At 60.8% G+C, this 21,263-nt stretch carries 20 protein-coding genes; 8 read left to right on the forward strand and 12 right to left on the reverse strand.

What is annotated here, in order from left to right:
- Positions 1–48: 48 nt before the first annotated feature.
- Both PG5_RS17990 and orn read right to left on the reverse strand, forming a co-directional pair.
- Positions 49–660, reverse strand: coding sequence for a trimeric intracellular cation channel family protein (locus tag PG5_RS17990; protein WP_008064122.1), 612 nt, complete (start codon positions 658–660; stop codon positions 49–51).
- Between the two features lie 104 nt (positions 661–764).
- A complete protein-coding gene (gene orn, locus PG5_RS17995; protein ID WP_020798550.1) occupies positions 765–1,307 on the reverse strand; it encodes an oligoribonuclease in 543 nt (180 codons plus the stop codon).
- A gap of 107 nt (positions 1,308–1,414) precedes the next feature.
- Between orn and rsgA the strand changes: the two genes are divergently transcribed.
- The 4 genes from rsgA to PG5_RS18010 all read left to right on the forward strand — a co-directional run bounded on the left by rsgA (position 1,415) and on the right by PG5_RS18010 (position 4,265).
- Positions 1,415–2,446, forward strand: coding sequence for a small ribosomal subunit biogenesis GTPase RsgA (gene rsgA, locus PG5_RS18000; RefSeq protein WP_020798551.1), 1,032 nt, complete (start codon positions 1,415–1,417; stop codon positions 2,444–2,446).
- A gap of 198 nt (positions 2,447–2,644) precedes the next feature.
- Entirely contained in the window at positions 2,645–2,812 is a 168-nt protein-coding gene (locus tag PG5_RS33625) for a hypothetical protein (protein ID WP_020798552.1), read from the forward strand.
- 2 nt (positions 2,813–2,814) lie between these two features.
- The gene (locus tag PG5_RS18005) at positions 2,815–3,774 is read left to right on the forward strand and encodes a caspase family protein (RefSeq protein WP_020798553.1); all 960 of its coding nucleotides are present in this window, start codon (positions 2,815–2,817) and stop codon (positions 3,772–3,774) included.
- Positions 3,774–4,265, forward strand: coding sequence for a toll/interleukin-1 receptor domain-containing protein (locus PG5_RS18010; RefSeq protein WP_020798554.1), 492 nt, complete (start codon positions 3,774–3,776; stop codon positions 4,263–4,265). Before PG5_RS18005 ends, PG5_RS18010 begins: the two co-directional genes overlap by 1 nt.
- 129 nt (positions 4,266–4,394) lie before the next feature.
- Here PG5_RS18010 and motB read toward each other — a convergent pair whose 3' ends face one another.
- Both motB and motA read right to left on the reverse strand, forming a co-directional pair.
- The gene (gene motB / locus PG5_RS18015; protein ID WP_020798556.1) at positions 4,395–5,411 is read right to left on the reverse strand and encodes a flagellar motor protein MotB; all 1,017 of its coding nucleotides are present in this window, start codon (positions 5,409–5,411) and stop codon (positions 4,395–4,397) included.
- 3 nt (positions 5,412–5,414) lie between these two features.
- Entirely contained in the window at positions 5,415–6,266 is an 852-nt protein-coding gene (motA, locus tag PG5_RS18020; protein WP_008063575.1) for a flagellar motor stator protein MotA, read from the reverse strand.
- Positions 6,267–6,432: 166 nt separating this feature from the next.
- On the opposite strand from motA, the gene PG5_RS18025 reads away from it, so the two are divergent.
- Genes PG5_RS18025 through asd form a run of 3 tightly spaced genes read left to right on the forward strand, consistent with a single transcriptional unit; the run spans position 6,433 to position 9,708 of the window.
- Entirely contained in the window at positions 6,433–7,971 is a 1,539-nt protein-coding gene (locus PG5_RS18025; RefSeq protein WP_020798557.1) for an HDOD domain-containing protein, read from the forward strand.
- A gap of 42 nt (positions 7,972–8,013) precedes the next feature.
- Positions 8,014–8,829: a rhodanese-like domain-containing protein gene (locus PG5_RS18030; RefSeq protein ID WP_020798558.1), complete on the forward strand. Its 816-nt coding sequence runs from the start codon at positions 8,014–8,016 to the stop codon at positions 8,827–8,829.
- Between the two features lie 18 nt (positions 8,830–8,847).
- Positions 8,848–9,708: an archaetidylserine decarboxylase gene (gene asd / locus PG5_RS18035; RefSeq protein ID WP_020798559.1), complete on the forward strand. Its 861-nt coding sequence runs from the start codon at positions 8,848–8,850 to the stop codon at positions 9,706–9,708.
- 127 nt (positions 9,709–9,835) lie between these two features.
- Here the strand turns inward: asd and serB are convergent, their stop codons facing one another.
- Positions 9,836–11,050 carry a phosphoserine phosphatase SerB gene (serB, locus tag PG5_RS18040; protein WP_020798560.1) on the reverse strand — a complete coding sequence of 405 codons (1,215 nt, stop codon included), beginning with the start codon at positions 11,048–11,050 and terminating at the stop codon, positions 9,836–9,838.
- Between the two features lie 135 nt (positions 11,051–11,185).
- Between serB and PG5_RS18045 the strand changes: the two genes are divergently transcribed.
- Complete coding sequence (locus PG5_RS18045) at positions 11,186–12,706, forward strand: AhpA/YtjB family protein (RefSeq protein WP_020798561.1); 1,521 nt, start codon at positions 11,186–11,188, stop codon at positions 12,704–12,706.
- Between the two features lie 246 nt (positions 12,707–12,952).
- Here PG5_RS18045 and PG5_RS18050 read toward each other — a convergent pair whose 3' ends face one another.
- From PG5_RS18050 to cpdA, 7 genes are all read right to left on the reverse strand, one after another.
- A complete protein-coding gene (locus PG5_RS18050) occupies positions 12,953–13,666 on the reverse strand; it encodes a membrane integrity-associated transporter subunit PqiC (RefSeq protein ID WP_020798562.1) in 714 nt (237 codons plus the stop codon).
- A 176-nt stretch (positions 13,667–13,842) separates the two neighbouring features.
- Entirely contained in the window at positions 13,843–16,110 is a 2,268-nt protein-coding gene (parC, locus tag PG5_RS18055; protein ID WP_020798563.1) for a DNA topoisomerase IV subunit A, read from the reverse strand.
- 7 nt (positions 16,111–16,117) lie between these two features.
- Positions 16,118–16,642 (reverse strand): TIGR02281 family clan AA aspartic protease, encoded by a 525-nt coding sequence (locus tag PG5_RS18060; RefSeq protein ID WP_020798564.1) that lies wholly within the window; start codon positions 16,640–16,642, stop codon positions 16,118–16,120.
- Positions 16,639–17,628, reverse strand: coding sequence for an esterase-like activity of phytase family protein (locus PG5_RS18065; RefSeq protein ID WP_020798565.1), 990 nt, complete (start codon positions 17,626–17,628; stop codon positions 16,639–16,641). The genes PG5_RS18060 and PG5_RS18065 overlap by 4 nt, the downstream gene beginning before the upstream one ends.
- On the reverse strand, positions 17,628–19,535 hold the full coding sequence (gene parE, locus PG5_RS18070; protein ID WP_020798566.1) for a DNA topoisomerase IV subunit B: 1,908 nt from the start codon (positions 19,533–19,535) through the stop codon (positions 17,628–17,630). The genes PG5_RS18065 and parE overlap by 1 nt, the downstream gene beginning before the upstream one ends.
- Positions 19,536–19,578: 43 nt before the next feature.
- Positions 19,579–20,187 carry a YqiA/YcfP family alpha/beta fold hydrolase gene (locus tag PG5_RS18075; RefSeq protein WP_020798567.1) on the reverse strand — a complete coding sequence of 203 codons (609 nt, stop codon included), beginning with the start codon at positions 20,185–20,187 and terminating at the stop codon, positions 19,579–19,581.
- A gap of 182 nt (positions 20,188–20,369) precedes the next feature.
- Entirely contained in the window at positions 20,370–21,185 is an 816-nt protein-coding gene (gene cpdA / locus PG5_RS18080; RefSeq protein WP_042955488.1) for a 3',5'-cyclic-AMP phosphodiesterase, read from the reverse strand.
- Positions 21,186–21,263: the final 78 nt, after the last annotated feature.

Raw genomic sequence — 21,263 nt, forward strand, 5'->3', positions numbered from 1 at the left:
AGGTCAAAAGATCGCAGCCTGCGGCAGCTCCTACAGGGGATCGCAGCGTTACGCTTCGTCGTTGTAGACGAACTTGGGCATTTCCCAATGGAAGCGGATCGCCAGCAGGCGTAGTAGGAAGCCGCCGAACAATGTAATCAGGATCGCCTGCTCTCCAGGAAGATTCAGATACAGGCAGAGCATGTAGCACCACGCCGCCGCGAAGGAAACACTGGCGTACAACTCGCGCCGAAAGATCAGCGGAATGTCGTTGCAGAAGATATCCCGCAGGATGCCGCCGAAAACCCCGGTGATCACACCGCTGACCGACGCAACCAACATGCCATGCCCCATTTCCAGGGCGGTCATGCAGCCAATCAGTGTAAACGCCACCAGGCCCACGGCGTCGAGCACCAGGAACAACGAGCGCAGATGGCGCATCCAGCGTGCGGTGAACACCGTGATCATCGCTGCAATGGTGGTCAGCACCAGGTATTCCGGGTGCTTCACCCAGGTCAGCGGATAGTGGCCTAGCAGCACATCGCGCACCGAACCACCGCCCAGCGCCGTGACGCACGCGATCAGCACCACGCCGAACCAGTCCATGCCGCGGCGGCCGGCAGACAGGGCACCGGTCATGGCTTCGGCGGTGATGGCGATCAGGTAAAGCATCAGCAACATGGTGGCAGTCCTTGCGAAAAGGCGCGCAGTCTACGCACTTCGCCCGAGCACCAAAAGAGGGCAGCACACACATCACAAACCTGTGGCGTTACCCCTCAACCTGATCAAACCTTGATGAAATGCTGGCGGTAATGCTGCAGCTCAGCGATTGACTCGCGGATATCGTCCAGCGCCAGGTGGGTGCTACCCTTTTTGAAGCTGTCACGCACGTCCGGCGCCCAGCGAGCGGCAAGCTCCTTGAGGGTCGAAACGTCGAGGTTGCGGTAGTGGAAATAGCTTTCCAGGGATTTCATGTGCGTATAGAGGAAGCGCCGATCCTGGCAGATGCTGTTGCCACAGATTGGCGACTTGCCCTTGGGTACCCACTTCTCCAGGAAGGCGATGGTTTGCGCCTCAGCTTCAGCCATGCTGATGCGGCTGTCGCGAACGCGCTGGGTCAGGCCCGAACCGCCATGTTGACGAGTGTTCCACTCGTCCATGCCGGCAAGAATTTCGTCACTGTGGTGGATCGCGATCACCGGACCTTCGGCCAAAGTGTTCAGGTCGCTGTCAGTGACGATGGTGGCCATTTCGATGATGACATCGGTATCCGGGTTCAAACCGGTCATTTCCAGGTCGATCCAGATCAGGTTCTGCGGGTTTTGCATGTGTCGGCTCCTAGGCAATGCTGCGCAGTTTAGCCTAGGCCGGTGGCCGGGCGTGCTAAACTCGCGGCCGTTTTACCTAATCGCTGCATTATTACTACGGAACACCCATGGCCAAACGCCAACTCAATCGTCGTCAAAACTGGCGCATCGAAAAGATTCAGGGCGAACGCGCTGCCCGCGCCGCCAAACGCGAGTCCTCGGCTGTCGAAGCACTTGAGGGCGGCGATCTGGGCCCGGAACAGCACGGCCTGGTGATCGCCCACTTCGGGGTGCAGGTCGAAGTCGAAGCCCGCAATGGCGCGCTGGCCGGCCAGGTGTTCCGTTGCCACCTGCGAGCGAACCTGCCTGCGCTGGTGACCGGCGACCAGGTGGTCTGGCGTGCCGGCAACCAGGGCATCGGCGTCATCGTGGCGCAATTGCCACGCAACACCGAACTCTGCCGCCCGGACAGCCGCGGCCAGCTCAAACCCGTAGCAGCGAACGTCGACATGATTGTCATTGTGTTCGCGCCACTGCCTGAGCCCCATGCCAACCTGATCGACCGCTACCTCGTAGCCGCCGAACACGCTGGCATCAAGCCGCTGCTGCTGCTGAACAAGTTCGACCTGATCGACGAGCACAACGCCCCGGCGCTGAATGCCCTGCTCGCGGTCTATCGCACCTTGGGTTACCCGGTGCTGGAAGTGTCGGCCCACCACGGCGACGGCATGGAACAGCTGCAGAAGCAATTGGACGGGCGCATCAGCGTGTTCGTCGGCCAGTCCGGCGTCGGCAAGTCGTCGCTGGTCAACAGCCTGTTGCCGGAAGTCGAAACCCGCGTCGGCCCGTTGTCCGAGTTGTCCGGCCAGGGCACCCACACTACCACTACCGCGCGCCTGTTCCACTTCCCCGGTGGCGGTGAGCTGATCGACTCCCCGGGTATCCGTGAATTCGGCCTGGGCCACGTCAGCCGTGCCGACGTCGAAGCCGGCTTCATCGAGTTCAACGACTTGCTCGGCACTTGCCGCTTCCGCGACTGCAAGCACGACCGCGAACCCGGTTGCGCCCTGCTCAAGGCACTGGAAGACGGTCGCGTGCAACAGCAACGGATGAACAGCTACCGCTCGATCATCGCCAGCCTGCCGGAAAACGGCTACTAAACAGACGTGCCGACCGCCCTGCTTCAGCGGGGTGGTTGGAGTCTGCGTCTCCCCCTCCATTTAAACTCAGACTTTTCTGTAAGGCCTACCCACGCTTGTTTGTAGGACATTTCTCTTTTCGCGCCAGTCCCTTGTGGCCGCCCGGCAATCGCCTAGGTTCAAACCCTCTTCGCACTCCTGCGACACTGAGGGATACCCATGCAGACCTACCATTTGTTCATCCGTCATTCGGGCAAGATGATCATTGCGTTCAAGCCATTGGCTACCGAGCGCATTGACACGCGGGTACGTGACGCGGCACAGGCCGAATGTGCGTGGAACACCGATAGCATCGTCACCGCTATTCGCCAGCACACGGCGGTGTAACCATGCGCAAGGGACTGTTTATCGGCATCAACGACTACACCCATGTGTCGAGCCTGAGGGGCTGCAGCAACGACGCCATGGCCATGGCCTCGGTGTTGAAGACCGACGCCAATGGCGATCCGAACTTCAAGAACATCGTGCTGACCTCCGCCGAGGACTACCTGGGCCGGGAAAAACTCGAAGACCAGATCCGCGAGCTGTTTTCCGGGGATTGCAATGTCGCCCTGCTGTATTTCGCCGGCCACGGCAGCTTCGATATCGACACAGACGAAGGCATGTTGATCCCGCAGGACTACAGGAGCGCCAAGGACGGGATTCGCCTCAGCGACATCCTGAACTGGGCCAGCAAGGCCACGAAGATCAAGAACAAAGTGATCATTCTCGACTGTTGCCAGAGCGGCTCGGCCGGCGAGGTGCGCGCCTTGCGCAGTGAGGGGAGCGTGGTCGGCGAAGGCATGACCATCCTGACCGCCTGCAAAAAGGAAGAGCCGGCGATGGAGGGTGCACAACACGGTGTGTTCACCGGCTTGTTGCTCCAGGCCCTGCACGGCGCAGCGGCGAACATCCTGGGCAAGATCACCCCCGGCAGCCTCTATTCGTTTGTCGACAACGCGCTCGATGCCTGGGAGCAGCGCCCGGTGTTCAAGACCAACGTCTCGCAGTTCATCTCCCTGCGCGAAGTATCACCGCTGATTCCCAAGGAAATCCTGCGCAAACTCCCCGAGTGGTTTGCCGAAGCGGAGTCGACGTACCCCCTCGCCCCCAGCTTTGAGCCCACCGAACCCGAGTTCAATGCCGAACAAGGCGAGGTCTTCGCCCAGTTGCAAAAGTGCAACCGCCACAGCCTGGTCGAACCGGTGGACGCCGAACACATGTACTACGCGGCCATCCACTCCACCGGCTGCCGCCTCACCGCTCTCGGCGCCTATTACCGCGAACTCGCGATCAAGGGACATTTCTGATGCCAGTGTTTATCAGCTACCGCCACATGGACCGCGCCTACGCGATCAGCATCAACACGCGCCTGATCCAGGCCAACATCAAGACCTACCTCGACGTACTGGATGCCGAATCCCAGACCACCGACGACATCACCGGGGTGATCACTCGCAACATCAGCGAATGCACGCACCTGCTGGCGGTGGTCTCGGAGAAAACCGCGCTGTCCTGGTGGGTGCCCTTCGAAATCGGCGAGGCGACCATCACCAATCGGCGTATCTGCTCGTTCAAGACCGGCCCGACAGAGCTGCCGCTGTACCTGGACAAATGGCCGAAGCTGAGCAGCGAAAGGGATATCGAGTTCTTTATCGATGCTTATCGCAACGAGATGACGGTCAAGCGTTCGATGTCATTGGAATCGGTGACGGGCAGTGAGTCGGTGCGCAGCGTCAACAGGACTAACGCCGATCGATTCCACACTGACTTGAAGTCCAGAATCATTCGCGGTTTCTGATTTTCTCACCCACCCCCTGTAGGAGCCGGCTTGCTGGCGATAGACTCAAATGCGCCGAGTGCATCCAGGCAGCACGCGTTATCGTCAACGACCATCGCCAGCAAGCCGGCCCCAACAGCCAGTGTCAGGTCACTGCTTGGCCGGCTCACCCGGCTTCGGCGCCGGGTCATCGAACAGGTTCAAGCGCTCACGCAATTCGTGGGCCGGCAGCGGCTCCTTGTCCGCCGGCAATGCGTTCGGATCGACCGGTGCAGCCGGAGCGACAGAACCTTGCGGTACATCGGGAGCAGGCTCGGCGCCTTGCGAACCTTCGATGGCACGCTGTGCCTTCTTGGTCAGCACAACAATGTCGATTCGACGGTTGACCGGGTTGAACGGATGCTCACGATCGAACAACGCCGACGAGGCATAACCGACCACGCGCGCCACTTGCGACTCGGGATAGCTGCCCGCCACCAGTGCACGGCGCGCCGCGTTGGCACGGTTGGCCGAAAGCTCCCAGTTACCGAATTCACCGGTGCCGCTGTACGGCTTGGCGTCGGTATGGCCGCTAATGCTGATCTTGTTCGGCACGGCCTTGATGGTATCGGCCATGGCCAGCAGGATGTCTTCGAAATAGGGTTTCAGGCGGGCTGAGCCTGAGTCGAACATCGGCCGGTTCTCGGCGTCCACGATCTGGATGCGCAAACCGTCCGGGGTGATCTCGAACAGGATCTGGTCTTTGAATTTCTGCAGTTGCGGGTTCTCTTCGACCTTGTTCTGCAACTCTTGCAGCAGCAGTTCCAGGCGCTCCTTCTCCACCATCTCGGCCATGCCTTCGACCTGTTCGACGTCGACTGTCACCTTGTCCGGCTGCGGCTGGGTCTTCATCTCTGGGTTGAGGGTGTTGTCCGGCGCCATGGTCGGCGTGCCCCCCAGATCGATGATGTACGGCGTGCCACTTTCAGAAAAGCCGATCGGGTCCTTGAAATAACCGGCGATGGCGATCTTCTGTTCCGGGGTGGCGGTGGACAACAGCCACAACACCAGGAAGAACGCCATCATCGCTGTGGCAAAGTCGGCGAAGGCGATTTTCCAGGCGCCCCCGTGATGCCCGCCGGCGATGCGCTTGACGCGCTTGATGATTATCGGCTGATTGTTCTCCATGGCTTAACGACCACGAACCGCTTGTTCCAGCTCGGCGAAGCTTGGGCGGTGCGCCGGGTACAGGACTTTGCGCCCGAACTCCACGGCCAGCGACGGCGGCATGCCGGAAGCGGAAGCCACCAGCGAGGCCTTGATAGCTTCGTAGACGTTCAGCTCTTCCTTGGCATCGTGGGCCAGGGAATGCGCCAGCGGGCCGAAGAAACCGTAGGCCGCGAGAATACCGAAGAAGGTACCGACCAGTGCCGCACCAACGTGCAGGCCGATGGACTTCTGGTCGCCCTCACCCAGCGAGGCCATGGTCACCACGATACCCAGGACCGCCGCGACGATACCGAAACCGGGCATGGCGTCGGCAATACCGTTCACCGCGTGGGACGGGTGCTCCAGGTCCTCCTTGAGGCTGTAGAGCTCCATGTCGAACAGGCCCTCCAGCTCGTGGGGCGCCATGTTGCCGGAAGACATGATGCGCAGGTAATCACAGATGAACGCGGTCATGCGCTCATCCTTGAGGACCGTCGGGTACTTGGCGAAGATCGGGCTCGCCGCGGCATCTTCGATGTCCGCTTCGATGGCCATCATGCCTTCGCGGCGGCTCTTGTTGAGAATCTCGTAGATCAGGCCCAGCACTTCAAGATAGAAGGCATGGCTGAAACGCGAACCGAACATGCTCAGGGATTTCTTGAGCACGTGCATGGTCATGTAACCAGGGTTGGCCTGCAGGAATGCACCGAGGGCCGCACCACCGATGATCATTACCTCGAAAGGCTGGATCAGGGCGGCAATCTTGCCATGGGAGAGCACGTATCCGCCGAGCACGCTCGCGAATACGACGATGATGCCGATAATTTTAGCCATAGGTAGGAGAGCACTTACTGAGTCGGGTTCAAGGTCATATTCGGAAGTTAAAAAATCTCTTCTTCTACTTATCGGCAAAACTGCGCCAGACTATAGCCAGTTCAGGCGAAAAGCTAATTTGACCCCCTCCGGGCATAGGTATTGTTGACGATGATCGCCTCCAGACATGGCTAAAAACACGAACGCCCCAACGCCAACTCCGACCACGCTCGAAGACTGGGTCAAACTTCTCGACGGTGTACGCCTGCCGGTTCCGCAGGCCAGTCACGACCGTGTCTGCCGGGCCTTGCGCGACAGTCGCAGCTCTGTGCGCAAGATTGCCGACTTGATGCAGGACAGTCCGGCCCTGGCCTTGAGCGTGATTCGCGAGGCCAACCGACACAGCCATGGCAGCATGACTGAGCCTGCGGAAAATCTTGAGGTCGCCATCAATCGCCTCGGTTTGAAACGCACCGAGGAGCTGCTCGCGCGACTGCCCGCCATGCCCCAGGGCGAGATTCCCAAAGCCCTGCGCCAGTTGCAATTGATCAGCCAGCACGCCAGCCAACAGGCCAACGGTTTTTTTGCCAGCCGCCTGGCGCGCCTGTGGCAGGACATCCATTGGGGCAGCCTGCTGTTTCTGTCACCACTGTGGCCGTTGGCGCTGACGCATCCGCACCTGCTCGAAGACTGGGAGCTGCGGGTCATTCATAAAGGCGAATCGGCGCGCACCGTCGAAAAGCAACTGTTTGGCGCTCGCCTGCTGGAGATCGGCCTGGCCCTGGTGAACCTGTGGCACCTGCCGATCTGGGTTCAACAGGGCTATCGACTGTTGCTGACCGAGCAACGGGAGCTGGTCAAAGTTCTGCGCATTGCCCGTGACAGCGAGCATCCGCTACGCCAGCAGAACCGCCTGGATGACGACCCGACCCTGCGCCGCTGGCTCAATCAACCGGCCAACACGGTACTTTTAGCCAACGGGCTGGCGCTCTCGGCGCACCATGCCTGGGACAGTCCGCACAGTGAGCGCTGGCAGTACCTGACCAGCCTCTACTTGCAAATACCGATGAGCGAGGTGCAACAACAACTGCACCAGCAAGCCGCCAACAGCGCGCGTTATCACGCCATGCCCGACCTTTGGCATCCCGCTGTCGCGCTGATCTGGCCATGGGGCACGAGCCCTGTGCATGCCAGTTTGCAGCCAGCCCCGGCACCCACCGCCGAAGACCTGGCGAAGTGGCGCAAACAATGTGCGGAGTTGCTGGTCGAACCCAGTCGCTTCACTAACGCCATCCACCTGACCACCTCTGCCCGCGACGCACTGGTTGCCTGCGGCATGCGCAGGGTGATGATCCTGATGGCCGACCGTACTCATACCCAGCTGCGTGTGCACCAGACGGCTGGGCTGCCTGTCGAAGCATCTGGCCTGAACTTTGTCGTCAGTCAAAGCGCCGTGCTGCAACGCTTGCTCGCGCAACAGGCCCAGGTTCGCCTCACGCCGCTCAACAACGCGCAGTTTTCCGCGTTACTGCCCAACAGCCTGCGCAGCCAGTTCAGCGGCGAACACTTGTTGTTGCGTTCGCTGCTCAACAATGGACGGGTAATCATGATCGTCGTGGCAGACCAGGGTGGCGGGCCATTCTCGGACATCACCCTGCAAGCCTTCGGCAAAACCGCGCAATGCATTGAAAAAGCGCTGCACAGCTTTAGCCAGCGCGGCCAATAAGGCTGCGCTACAATCCCCCCTTTTGTGCTCTGGAGACCTCACATGTCTGACTTCTCTGGCTTGCCGCTGGTGATCGAGCCGAGCGACTTGCTCTCTCGCCTCGACGCCCGCGAACTGATCCTGGTGGACTTGACCAGTCCTGCCCGCTACACCGAAGGGCACATTCCCGGCGCGCGCTTTGTCGATCCTAAACGCACGCAACTGGGGCAGGCGCCCGCCCCGGGACTGATGCCACCGCAGGCAGCACTCGAAACGTTGTTTGGAGAGCTGGGGCACAACCCCGATGCCGTCTATGTCGTTTATGACGACGAAGGTGGCGGCTGGGCCGGTCGCTTTATCTGGCTCCTGGACGTCATTGGCCACAGCAAGTATCACTATGTCGATGGCGGCCTGACGGCCTGGCTGGCAGAAGGCATGCCCATGTCAATCCAGATCCCGCCACCCGCTGGCGACCCGGTTGCGCTGACCCTGCACGACGAACCCACGGCTACCCGCGAGTACCTGCAAAGCCGTCTCGGCGCTGCCGACCTGGCGATCTGGGATGCACGTGGGCCACTGGAGTATTCCGGCGAGAAAGTCCTGGCGGCCAAGGGCGGACACATCCCAGGCGCCGTGAGTTTCGAATGGACCGCGGGCATGGACAAGGCGCGTAACCTGCGCATCCGTACCGACATGCCACAGATCCTCGAACAGCTCGGCATTACCCCTGACAAAGAAGTGATTACCCACTGCCAGACTCACCATCGATCTGGCTTCACCTATCTGGTGGCCAAGGCTCTCGGTTATCCGCGGGTCAAGGGCTACGCCGGCTCCTGGGGCGAATGGGGTAACCATCCCGACACGCCCGTAGAGATTTAAGGTTTTTAAGGACAGTTAATGAACAAGCGTCTGTTTATCGTCAGCCAATACCTGCTGCCCCACAACCTGCTCTCGCGACTGGCCGGCTGCATCGCCGAATGCCGCGTGCGCTGGTTCAAGAATGCGTTCACCGCGTGGTTCGCCAAGCGCTACCAGGTGAACATGTCCGAGGCACTGGTCGAAGACCTGACCGCCTACGAGCACTTCAACGCTTTCTTCACCCGCGCCTTGAAAGACGGCGCGCGCCCACTGGACGAGACACCGGGCGCGATCCTCAGCCCGGCGGACGGCGCCGTCAGCCAGCTCGGCCCGATTGAGCACGGCCGTGTCTTCCAGGCCAAGGGGCACAGCTTCAGCGTGCTGGAACTCTTGGGTGGCGATGCGGCGAATGCTGCGCCGTTCATGGGCGGTGATTTCGCGACTATTTATCTGTCGCCCAAGGATTACCACCGTGTGCACATGCCACTGGCCGGCACCCTGCGCGAGATGGTCTACATCCCGGGCCGCCTGTTCTCGGTCAACCAGACCACCGCTGAAAACGTTCCTGAATTGTTTGCCCGCAACGAGCGCGTGGCGTGCATTTTCGACACCGAGCGCGGGCCGATGGCCGTGGTGCTGGTGGGCGCGATGATCGTGGCATCGATCGAAACCGTGTGGGCTGGACTGGTTACGCCACCGAAACGCGAGCTGAAAACCTTCCGCTACGACGAAGCCGCACGCGCGCCGATCCACCTGGAAAAAGGTGCGGAGCTGGGTCGTTTCAAACTGGGTTCGACCGCTGTCGTGCTGTTCGGGCCGGATCAGGTGAAATGGGCTGAAGAGCTGGTAGCGGGTTCGCCGGTGCGGATGGGTCAGGGTATGGGCCTGCCGAAGGCCTGATACACACCTTTACTGTAGGAGCGAGCCTGCTCGCGATGAACCTGAGGACGACGCGGGCATTCTGAATGCCCGCGTCATCGTTGACGTCCATCGCGAGCATGCTCGCTCCTACAGGTGTTCTGCGTTGTTACAGCTGGCCGTCGCGGTCGCGGAAGCCCAGCAGGTACAGCACGCCATCCAGCCCCAGGGTGGAAATCGCCTGCTTGGCCGACTGCTTGACCAACGGTTTGGCGCGGAACGCAACGCCCAACCCGGCAATCGCCAGCATCGGCAAGTCATTGGCACCGTCGCCGACCGCAATGGTCTGCTCCAGGCGCAAGCCTTCCTTATGTGCCAGTTCCTTCAGCAGATCGGCCTTGCGTTGTGCATCGACAATCGGCTCGATCGCCACGCCAGTCACCTTGCCGTCGACCACTTCCAGCTCGTTGGCAAACACGTAGTCGATGCCCAGCTTGGCCTGCAATTGCTTGGCGAAATAGGTGAAGCCGCCCGACAGAATGGCGGTCTTGTAACCCAGGCGCTTGAGCTCGGCGAACAGGGTTTCAGCGCCTTCGGTCAGGCGCAGCGAGGCGCCGATCGAGTCGAGCACGCCCACATCCAGTCCTTTGAGCAACGCCAGGCGCTCTTTGAAACTGGCGCGGAAGTCCAGCTCACCGGCCATCGCCCGCTCGGTAATTTCCGAAACCTTGTCGCCCACGCCGGCCGCTTTGGCCAGCTCATCGATGACTTCGGCTTCGATCAGGGTCGAGTCCATGTCGAACACCGCCAGACGGCGGTTACGACGAAACAACGAGTCTTCCTGAAAGGCGATGTCGACGTTCAATTCCTGGGCGACACTGAGGAATTCGGCCCGCAGTGCCTGCGGATCAGCTGCTTCGCCGCGCACGGAGAATTCGATGCAACCCTTGCCTTTATCGTCCGGGGTATCCAAAGGCATGCGCCCGGACAGGCGATCGATGTGATCGATGTTCAAGCCATACTTGGCGGTGATCGAGCTCACGGCCTGCAATTGCCCGGCGGTGACCTTGCGCGTCAGCAGGGTCACGATATGGCGTTTTTTGCCCTGGTTGCCGACCCACTGCTGGTAATCCTCTTCGGACACCGGCGTGAAACGCACCTGTTGATCCAGCTCATAGCCCTTGAACAGGATGTCCTTGAGCACCGACTTGCCTTGTTCGGTATCAGGAATTTCAACCAGGATGCCGAACGACAGGGTGTCGTGGATCACCGCCTGACCGATGTCGAGAATGTTCACACCACCCTGGGCCAGAACGCCGGTAATGGCCGCAGTCAAACCCGGACGGTCGACTCCCGTGATGTTTATCAGGACGATTTCGCGCAAGGCGCACCCCCGCAAGTGGAAAAAAACCGCATTCTACCCACATTCAGTGACCATCGGGCACCGTGAGCGCTTTGACGGCCTAGGGCCTGTCGCTATACTGCGCGTCAACTTCACGGACAAAAGAGCCGAGCTCAAGTGAACCGGCCCACGCCAGTAAAAACCGATAACTTCTTTCTGCTGATCTTCCGTGCACTGCGCCACCGCCGTGTACCGATTGCATTGCGCATTGCCAGCCATAACGTGATCCTGGTCGCTCTGGCCCTGGTGATCTACGCCTGCGTGATGGGTTTGCAGTTCAAGCAGGCCATGCACGAGCAGGCGGATGCGCTGGGTGAAAGCCTGACCATGCAGACGGCCACCTCCGCCACCGAGCTGTTGGTGTCCAACGACATCCTCAGCCTCAATGTCCTGCTCAACAACCTGACCAAGAACAAGCTGGTGGCCCACGCCGCCATCTACAGCATGGATAACCGCATCCTTGCCGAGGCCGGCCAGCGTCCCAAGCATGGCCTGCTGGGCGAGGCCGAAGGCATCTATCAGAGCAAGATCACTTTCCAGGACGTGACCGCCGGTCAGCTGCGCATCAGCCTGGACATGGATCAGTTCCAGCAGCCGATGACCATCAGCCTGCAGAGCATGGGGATTTTGAGCGCGATCCTGCTGGCCCTGTCCCTGGCATTGAGCCTGCGCATGGGGCGATATCTCTCTACGCCGCTACTGCAATTGCGGGTGTGGTTGCGCAACATCGACGAATACACCCCGGCCACCGAGCGTAATGACGAGATCGGCGACCTGGCGCGCCAGCTGCATGCCGAATTCGCGCCGGAACCGGCTGAACCGGAGCCCGTGCCAGAACCTGAACTCGACGATGCCGAGGACGACGATGCTGAACCGGGCTTCGAAGTGCGTAACCTGCGCGATCCGAGTTTCGATGAAAGCCGCCCGATGGCCGCGATGAAGGCCGCGCCACGACGTGTCGTCAGTACCGTTGAAGATGATGACGACGATGCGTTCGCCGATCTGCTCGATGATGCGCCAGCAAGCACCGCCAAACCGTTGGGCAAGCCCGTGGCCTCCAGCGTGCCGCAGCACAGCGCCGTTCTGGCCGTACAGTTGGGCTCACAGGAACAACTGCGACGCCTGCCCCGGACACGCCTGGAAGAGTTGCTCAAACGCTACCGCGACTGCCTCGACCAGGCTGCTTCGCTCTACCAGAGCGAACTGCATACCCTGAACGATGGCAGCACGCTGATGCTGTTCCACAACGAAGACAGCGGCGACGATTACCTGACCAACGCCATCTGCTGCGGCGAGCTGCTGCGGGCGCTGGGCCATCAACTGCAGATCGAAGTCGCCGACAGCGGCATCACCTTGCAATTGCAGCTTGGCTTGACCCTGGGCGACGAACTGTTTGGCCTGAGCCAGATCGACCTGTTGCTGACCGACGCCGCGCAGGATGCCCTGGCCCTGTCGCAGCACAGCCGCAACCTGCTGCTAGTGGAACGCAAGATCAATGACGACGCCCTGATCCGCCAGCGCGCACGGATCCGCCCGATCGCCAGCCCTGAAGGCGCCTGCTGCGTGGAGCGGCTGATGGAGCCTTATCCGTCGATGCTCGAGCGACAGCTGGCGCGGATGCACGAACGCCGCGCGTAGCCTTAGCCCCGCTGTAAAGAAGCTCGCAGATGAGTGATCGTCTGCGGGCTGATCGTTCCCACGCTCTGCGTGGGAATGCCTCAAGGGACGCTCCGCGTTCCAGCCTCACCTCATATCCCAACCCTGGCACCGTTGTGACGCAGAGCGTCACGGGCTGCATTCCCACGCAGAGCGTGGGAACGATCAGTACGCAGCAGAAACAACAAAGCCCGCACGAGGCGGGCTTTGTGTTGTACCGGTCCGAACCTAGAAGCGAAACACTTCCATATCCGTACGGATCGGAGCAGCCATCGGGATCTTCGGCTGTTTTTCCTGCTCCGCCGCCGGCGCTGCGGGCTTGGCTGCCGGTTTGCGTGGCGCTTCGGCAATCGGTGGCTGGTTGGCCAGCGGCTTGAGCGCGACCGACAGCTGTTCAGCGAGCTTCTGCAGCAACGCACCCTGCGCTTGAACCTGAGCCGCCGTGCTGCCGGTGTGCTGTTCCTGCAGATGGATGATGCGATTATCGCGCACCTGGCCACGACGGTCGATCAAACGCCATTGCGCATCGAGGATAGCCGGCTGCTTTTCACCCGAATCCAGACGCGTGATGGTCAACAGGACCTGGACATCCGGTGTGAACCCCGTTGTCGCAGGCGACAGCACTACGCGCTGGCTGTCCAGGTGACCGGCCACCTGACGCAGCAGCAGTTGATCGATGTCGGAAGACAGGCTGCCAGCCCAGCGGCCATCGGTCGAGGCTTGCAGGCTGCCATCGGGCTGACGCTGCAGCAGGGTTTCGCGCTGCAGGTAGTCCGCCACGGTTACCGGGCCCAACAAAACCGCCATGCCCGCGCTTTGCGCAGGCTGGACCGGACTTCCACTGTCCAGTTGGTACAGCGACACCGGCTGGTGAACGCTGCAACCCGCCAGGCCAAATACGCCGGCGAGCATCAAAATAAAAGGAAGGCGCAGAGCAGTCATCGTCCCATCCAGGTGATTGCCACAAGGCTAATCACAGTGAAAATACTCAATAAATGTGAAGAACGCTCGGCCACGCCGGCGCTTGAAAGGCCATATCATCCGTGAATATGCGTTCCGACTCCAGCGCCAAAGCGCCGATCTACGCGTTAAATCGCAGATCAGGCGCTCTAGGACGCTTAATTGAGGTTTTCGACGAGCAGCGCATCTACCCTCTGGAAGCCACGTGGCAATTTGTTACCACGGCGGCCACGTTCACCTTTGTAGTGCTCCAGGTCGTCCGCTTTCAGTGACAATGTACGTTTACCTGCCTGAAGCACCAACGTAGCGCCATCCGGCACAACGGCGATGTCCGTGACATATTCTTCGCGGCTGGCTACGCGCTCACCGGAAATCCCGATGATCTTGTTGCCTTTGCCCTTACCTAATTGTGGCAGATCGCTGATCTTGAAGATCAGCAAGCGACCTTCGGTGGTCACCGAGGCCAGCCAGTTGTGCTCACGATCGGCCACCGCACGCGGCAGAATCACCTTGGCGTTGTTTGGAAGGCTCAGCAATGCCTTGCCCGCCTTGTTCTTGGCCTGCAGGTCTTCACCTTTTACGACGAAACCGTAACCGGCGTCCGAGGCAATGACGTACAGCGCATCATCTTCGGGCATCAGCACGCATTCAAAGTTCGCCCCTGGCGGCGGCGTCAGACGGCCGGTCAGCGGTTCGCCCTGGCCACGGGCCGACGGCAAGGTGTGCGCGGCCACCGAATAGCTGCGACCGGTGGAATCGATAAACACCGCAAACTGGTTGGAACGCCCCGCCGCCAAGGCCTTGAAACCATCCCCGGCCTTGTAGGAAAGACCGGTGGCGTCGATGTCATGGCCCTTGGCGGAGCGAACCCAGCCTTTTTCCGAGAGCACGACGGTGACTTTTTCGTTCGGCAGCAGATCGTGCTCGGTCAGCGCCTTGGCTTCAGCACGCTCGACGATTGGCGAGCGACGGTCGTCACCATAGGTCTCGGCGTCCTTGATCAGCTCGGTGCGTACCAGCTTTTTCAACTTGGCTTCGCTACTCAGCAGCGCTTGCAGCTTGGCTTGTTCCTTGAGCAGTTCATCCTGCTCGGCACGCAACTTCATCTCTTCCAGTCGCGCCAACTGACGCAGGCGGGTGTCGAGGATGTAGTCAGCCTGGATTTCACTCAGGGCGTATCGTTCGATCAGCGCGGCTTTTGGCTGCTCCTCGGTGCGGATGATATGGATCACTTCATCCAGGTTGAGGTAGGCGATCAACAAACCGTCCAACAGGTGCAAGCGACGCTCGACCTTGTCCAGGCGGAACTGCAGGCGACGACGCACGGTCTGGACCCGGAACGCCAACCACTCGACCAGCAGCGCCCGCAGGTTTTTCAACTGCGGCTTGCCGTCCAGTCCGATGATGTTGATGTTGACCCGGTAGCTCGACTCCAGCTCGGTGCTGGCGAACAGGTGCTGCATCAAGGCATCGTGGTCGAAATTTTTCCGGGCGCCCGGAATGATCACGATGCGGCACGGATTCTCGTGGTCCGACTCGTCGCGCAAATCGGCGATCTGCGGGGCTTTCGATGGTTTTGCCTGCATCATCGCCGCGATCTGTTCCAGCACCTTTGCACCTGAGACCTGATGCGGCAGCGCGGTAACAATGATGTCGCCGTCTTCGATGTGATAAACGGCGCGCATGCGCACCGAACCACGACCTGTTTCATAGATTTTCAGCAGGTCGGCGCGCGGCGTGATGATTTCTGCTTCAGTCGGATAATCCGGCCCCTGGATGTGCTCGCAGAGCTGTTCGACCGTGGCCTTGGGCTCATCGAGCAAACGCACGCAGGCGCCGGCGACTTCGCGCAGGTTGTGCGGCGGCACATCGGTGGCCATGCCCACTGCGATACCGGTGGTGCCGTTCAGCAGGATGTTCGGCAAACGCGCCGGCAACACCAGAGGCTCGTCGAGTGTGCCGTCGAAGTTCGGCCCCCAGTCCGCCGTGCCCTGGCCCAGCTCGCTGAGCAGCACTTCGGAGTAGCGCGACAGCCGCGCTTCGGTGTATCGCATGGCGGCGAAGGACTTGGGATCGTCCGGCGCACCCCAGTTACCCTGGCCATCCACCAGCGTGTAGCGGTAGCTGAATGGCTGGGCCATCAGGACCATGGCTTCGTAGCAGGCCGAGTCGCCATGGGGGTGGAACTTGCCGAGCACGTCACCGACGGTACGCGCCGATTTCTTGTGCTTGGAATCGGCGTCCAGCCCCAGCTCACTCATGGCGTAGACGATACGCCGCTGTACCGGTTTCAGGCCGTCGCCGATATGCGGCAAGGCACGGTCCATGATCACGTACATGGAGTAGTTGAGGTAGGCATTTTCGGTGAAGTCAGCCAGTGATCGGCGTTCTACACCGTCCAGGCTGAGATCAAGGGAGTCGCTCATGCGGGCCTCATCGGTTCGTTGTCTGGCGCAGCAGCATGGTGCCACCGCGCTGGGTAAATTCAAGTTTGTTCAGCGCGCTCATACCGAGCAGCACTTGATCGCCATCCAGGCCTGGCACGACGATGGCGCGCACATCACGCAACACAATGTCGCCCAGTTGCAGCCGGTCGACGCGGGTTCGATAACCCTCGGTGCGACCATTGGCGGTGCTCAGGGTCACCCCGAAGCCTTGTTCCAGTTTCAGCCGCTGCGCCAATTGTGCCGGGATCGCCACATCGGTCGCCCCGGTATCGAGCATGAAATTCACCGGCTGACCATTGATATGGCCGCTGGCAACGAAATGTCCCTGGCCGTTGCCGATCAGTTTCACTTCGACGAAACCATCGCCGAGCTCCGAGCTCACTACCACGTTCGGGTTTTGCTGACGCTCTTCCCACTGGCCGAAAAAACGCGTCGCCAGGAACAACGCGGCGCACCAGGCCAAGACCATCAAGACGCGACCGGCACGTTTGCCCGGCGTTTGCTGGCTCATGGCTTGGCACTCCAGCCACCTTCAGGTGCAGCGAAGCGCCAGACGATCGGACGTACCTCGCCATCGGCGCGGGCACCGTTGTTGTTATCGACACCGATCCAGGCACCCTCGGCGTCCACGATCAACGCTTCGGTCAGTGCAAAGCCCTGGGGATAACGACGATTTTCCTGCAATGCCTCATCGGCAAAGGACCAGCAGCGTTCGACTTTGGCAGTCACCGCATCACGACGACAAATCTCGTACGCGTTGCGCTCGAGGGTAAACAACTTGCCGTCGAACCATGACAAATCGGCAAAATCCCGGGGCATCGCTCTGGCGCTGGGAAATTGTGCAGGTTGCATTTCCTTTCCCCCTTCACTCAACAGCACACAACCGCCGTCGCAGTCCCACACGGTTTGCTTGCGCTTGATCAGTAGCAACCCGCGACTCTCGCGCTCGGCAGCCAACCACAACTGGTCACCTTGCGGATTGATCGCCAGGCCTTCGAACAATGCATTGAAACGCAGCAACAGCCCACTGGCCCGGGCCTCGCGAACCATGATCGGCGAAATCTTCAGCCAGGAGGTCGGTCCGGTTGGCGGAATTTGCAGCACCGCCGCATGGGACTCACTAACCACGTAGCGATTTCCGGCGCTGTCGCAGGTGATCCCTTCGAAGTCCAAGTCACCGCCACGCACGAACGACGACACCCAGGCCCGCGAACGCAAACCCCAGGGCAAGCCGCTGTCGGGTACGGGCGGGACACCGATGCCCACCGCTTCCGCGTGCCAGGCACCCTCGCCAGTCTCCAGGCGGTAGATCTGATCGTCGTCGCGGTCGGAGACTGTCCACAGCTCGTTGCCGCACTGGGCCAGCCCGGACAGGTTGCCACCGCGCATGCCGTCCACGGCATGTTCGGACAACAGGCGCAACTGCGGTGTCGGCTTGGCAGACACCGTCATCGAGGTCAGCAGCAACGCACACGCCAGGGCAAAGCCCAGCCGCATCAGCCCAGCACCTCCGCCAGGTTGCCCTTGGACTCCAGCCAGTTCTTGCGGTCACCGGCGCGCTTTTTCGCCAGCAGCATGTCCATCATTTCCGAAGTCGCGGCGAAATCCTCACCGAGGGTCAGCTGCACCAGACGCCGGGTATTGGGGTCCATGGTGGTTTCGCGCAACTGCGGTGGGTTCATCTCACCCAGGCCTTTGAATCGAGTGACCTGCGGCTTGCCGCGTTTCTTCTCGGCCACCAGGCGATCGAGAATCCCGTCGCGCTCGGCTTCATCCAAGGCGTAGTAGATCTCTTTGCCCAGGTCGATACGGTACAGCGGCGGCATGGCGACGTAGACGTGACCAGCGTCCACCAATGGGCGGAAATGCTGGACGAACAATGCACAGAGCAGCGTTGCAATGTGCAGCCCGTCGGAGTCGGCGTCAGCGAGGATGCAGATCTTGCCGTAGCGCAGCTGGCTCATGTCCGCGGCGCCCGGATCGACGCCAATGGCCACGGCAATGTTGTGCACTTCCTGGCTGGCCAGCACTTCGCTGCCGTCGACTTCCCAGGTATTGAGGATCTTGCCGCGCAACGGCAGGATCGCCTGGAACTCTTTGTCCCGCGCCTGCTTGGCCGAACCGCCAGCGGAATCACCTTCCACCAGGAACAACTCGGAACGCATCGGGTCCTGCCCGGCGCAATCGGCGAGCTTGCCCGGCAATGCCGGCCCCTGGGTGATGCGCTTGCGCTCGACCTTTTTGCTGGCCTTCAGGCGACGACCGGCGTTGCTGATCGCCAGTTCTGCCAGCGCCAGACCGGTTTCCGGGTGGGCGTTGAGCCACAGGCTGAAGGCGTCCTTGACCACGCCAGAGACGAATGCCGCCGCTTCCCGGGACGACAGACGTTCCTTGGTCTGCCCGGAGAATTGCGGCTCCTGCATCTTCATCGACAGCACAAAAGCGATGCGCTCCCAGACGTCTTCCGGCGCCAGCTTCACACCGCGTGGCAACAGGCTGCGGAACTCGCAGAACTCGCGCATGGCGTCGAGCAAGCCTTGGCGCAGGCCGTTGACGTGAGTACCGCCCTGGGCGGTCGGGATCAGGTTGACGTAGCTTTCCTGCACCGCGTCGCCACCTTCCGGCAGCCACAGCAGCGCCCAGTCCACGGCTTCCTTGTTACCGGCCAGGCTGCCGCAGAACGGCTCGTCCGGCAGACGCTCGAATTCGCTGACGGCATCGACCAGGTAGGAACGCAGGCCATCTTCGTAATGCCATTCGACTTTCTCGCCGCTGGCCTTGTCTTCAAAACTGACCAGCAACCCCGGGCACAGGACGGCCTTGGCCTTGAGCACGTGCTTGAGGCGGCTGATGGAGAATTTCGGAGAATCGAAGTATTTCGGGTCCGGGGCGAAGAACACGCTGGTCCCGGTGTTGCGCTTGCCAACCGTACCGACGATTTCCAGCTCGGTTTTCTTGTAACCGTCGGCGAAGGTCATCTGGTATTCGTTGCCGTCACGTTTTACACGCACCCGGACTTCGGTCGACAAGGCGTTGACCACCGAAATACCCACCCCGTGCAGACCGCCGGAGAACTGGTAGTTCTTGTTGGAGAACTTGCCGCCCGCATGAAGCTTGGTGAGGATCAGTTCGACGCCCGAAACGCCTTCTTCGGGATGGATATCCACTGGCATGCCACGGCCGTCATCGCTGACTTCCAGCGAGTGATCGGCGTGGAGGATGACCTGCACCGATTTGGCATGCCCGGCCAAGGCTTCGTCGACACTGTTGTCGATGACTTCCTGGGCGAGGTGGTTCGGCCGACTGGTATCGGTGTACATGCCGGGGCGTTTACGCACCGGGTCGAGGCCCGAGAGGACTTCGATGGCGTCGGCGTTATAAGAGCTAGCGCTGGGAGTGGCCATGGGGTCTCGTCGTCAGTCTTTCATTGAAAATAGGGGCAAGGTTTCACAGCGCGGTGAAATCAATCGCCTGGTACAAATCTGCGCCAATGCCGGCAAAACTCAGCATTGCCGGAAGCCGCTCGGCGAAACCCTGGAAACCATGGTCGCCACCCGCCTGGATGCGTAAGGCACAAGCCCGGTAATACTGCTGGGCAAGGCGATAGTCCAGCGTTTCGTCACCGGTCTGCAACCATACCTGATAGCGCTGTGGGTCCTGGGGTGCCGGCACTTCCAGCTCGGCGAGGGCCGTCACGTGGTCGTGGGTCATTTCCCAAGTCTGTTCGGTATACAGGTTTTTCTGTGTACCCAGGAACCCGTCGAACATCCGATGCGGGCTGACGGCAGGGTTGATCAACAGGGCTTTCAAGCCATGGCGCTCGGCCAGGTGAGTCGCATAGTAGCCGCCGAGTGAGCTTCCGACCAGCAGCGGTCGTCCGAGCGCTTCAATCGCCTGCTCCAGCTGGCCAATGGCCTCGCGGGGATGGTGATGCAGGGCCGGCACACGCAGATGGTCGCTCAAGCCCAGGCGCTCCATCACGTCACTCAACTGAGTGGCCTTTTTCGACGCCGGCGCGCTGTTGAAGCCATGGATATAAAGGATCGAGCCGGACATGAAGACTCCCTGTGGGTCGGGTAAGGAAGGCGGAGTTTACAGGGTGTCGCAGATGTTGGATGCCCCCTGTAGGAGCGAGCATGCTCGAGATGGTCGCCAACGATAACGCTGGTGACCTGTTTTCCAGTGTCGTCATCGCGTTTTTCGCGAGCGTGCTCGCTCCTACAGTGACGGTGGGCGTGTCAGTAACCGTCGGAGCCGTAATCGACCTGGAAGTCGAAGCCGGTCACACGTTCCACACCCGTTTCAAGCCGCCCATCCGGCAACAGCCGTAACCAGCGATACCCCGGAGCCTGCTCTCCGACCTTGAAATCCTCACTGCCCGGTTCGAACTGAATGCAGGTCGATGGCGAGGCAATCAGACGCACGTTGTTACGCAATTGATCGATTTCCTGATGCACATGCCCCCACAGCACGGCGCGCACCTGAGGAAAGCGATCCAGAACCTCAAAAAAAGCTTCAGGATTACGCAGCCCGATGGGCTCCATCCACGCACAGCCGATCGATACGGGGTGGTGGTGCAAGCACACCAGATGGTGCCGCTCCGGTGCTTCGCTCAATGAACGAGCCAGCAGTTGTAACTGTTCGTCCTGCAAATACCCCGGCACCGAGCCGGGTACTGCCGAGTCGAGCAGTGTGACCCGCCAGTTGCCGATATCCACCACCGAGTCCAGCAAAGCACTTTGCACCGCGGCCTCGGCCATGATTTGCGGCTCGTCGTGGTTGCCGGGAATCCAACGGGCCGGCGCGTCGAGCTGCCGGGTCAATTCACGAAACTGCTGGTATGACGCAAGAGTACCGTCCTGGGACAGATCGCCCGTGGCCAGGAGCAGATCGATCTGCGACTGCTGCACTCGCACCAATTCAATGACTTTTTGCAGGCTGTCGCGGGTATTCATGCCCAACAGCGTGCCGTGCGCCTCGCCAAACAGATGACTGTCGGAGAGTTGCACCAGGAATGCCGGATCGGCGCTGGTCAATGAGGATACGCTCGGCAAGGTGTTCTCCCAGGGCGTGAACACGGATTGGGTGAGAGACGTGATTATGCTGGGAGACGATCGAAAGGGGAAACCTGT

The sequence above is a fragment of the Pseudomonas sp. G5(2012) genome (genome assembly GCF_000408945.1).
GTDB classification, from domain to species: Bacteria; Pseudomonadota; Gammaproteobacteria; order Pseudomonadales; family Pseudomonadaceae; genus Aquipseudomonas; species Aquipseudomonas umsongensis.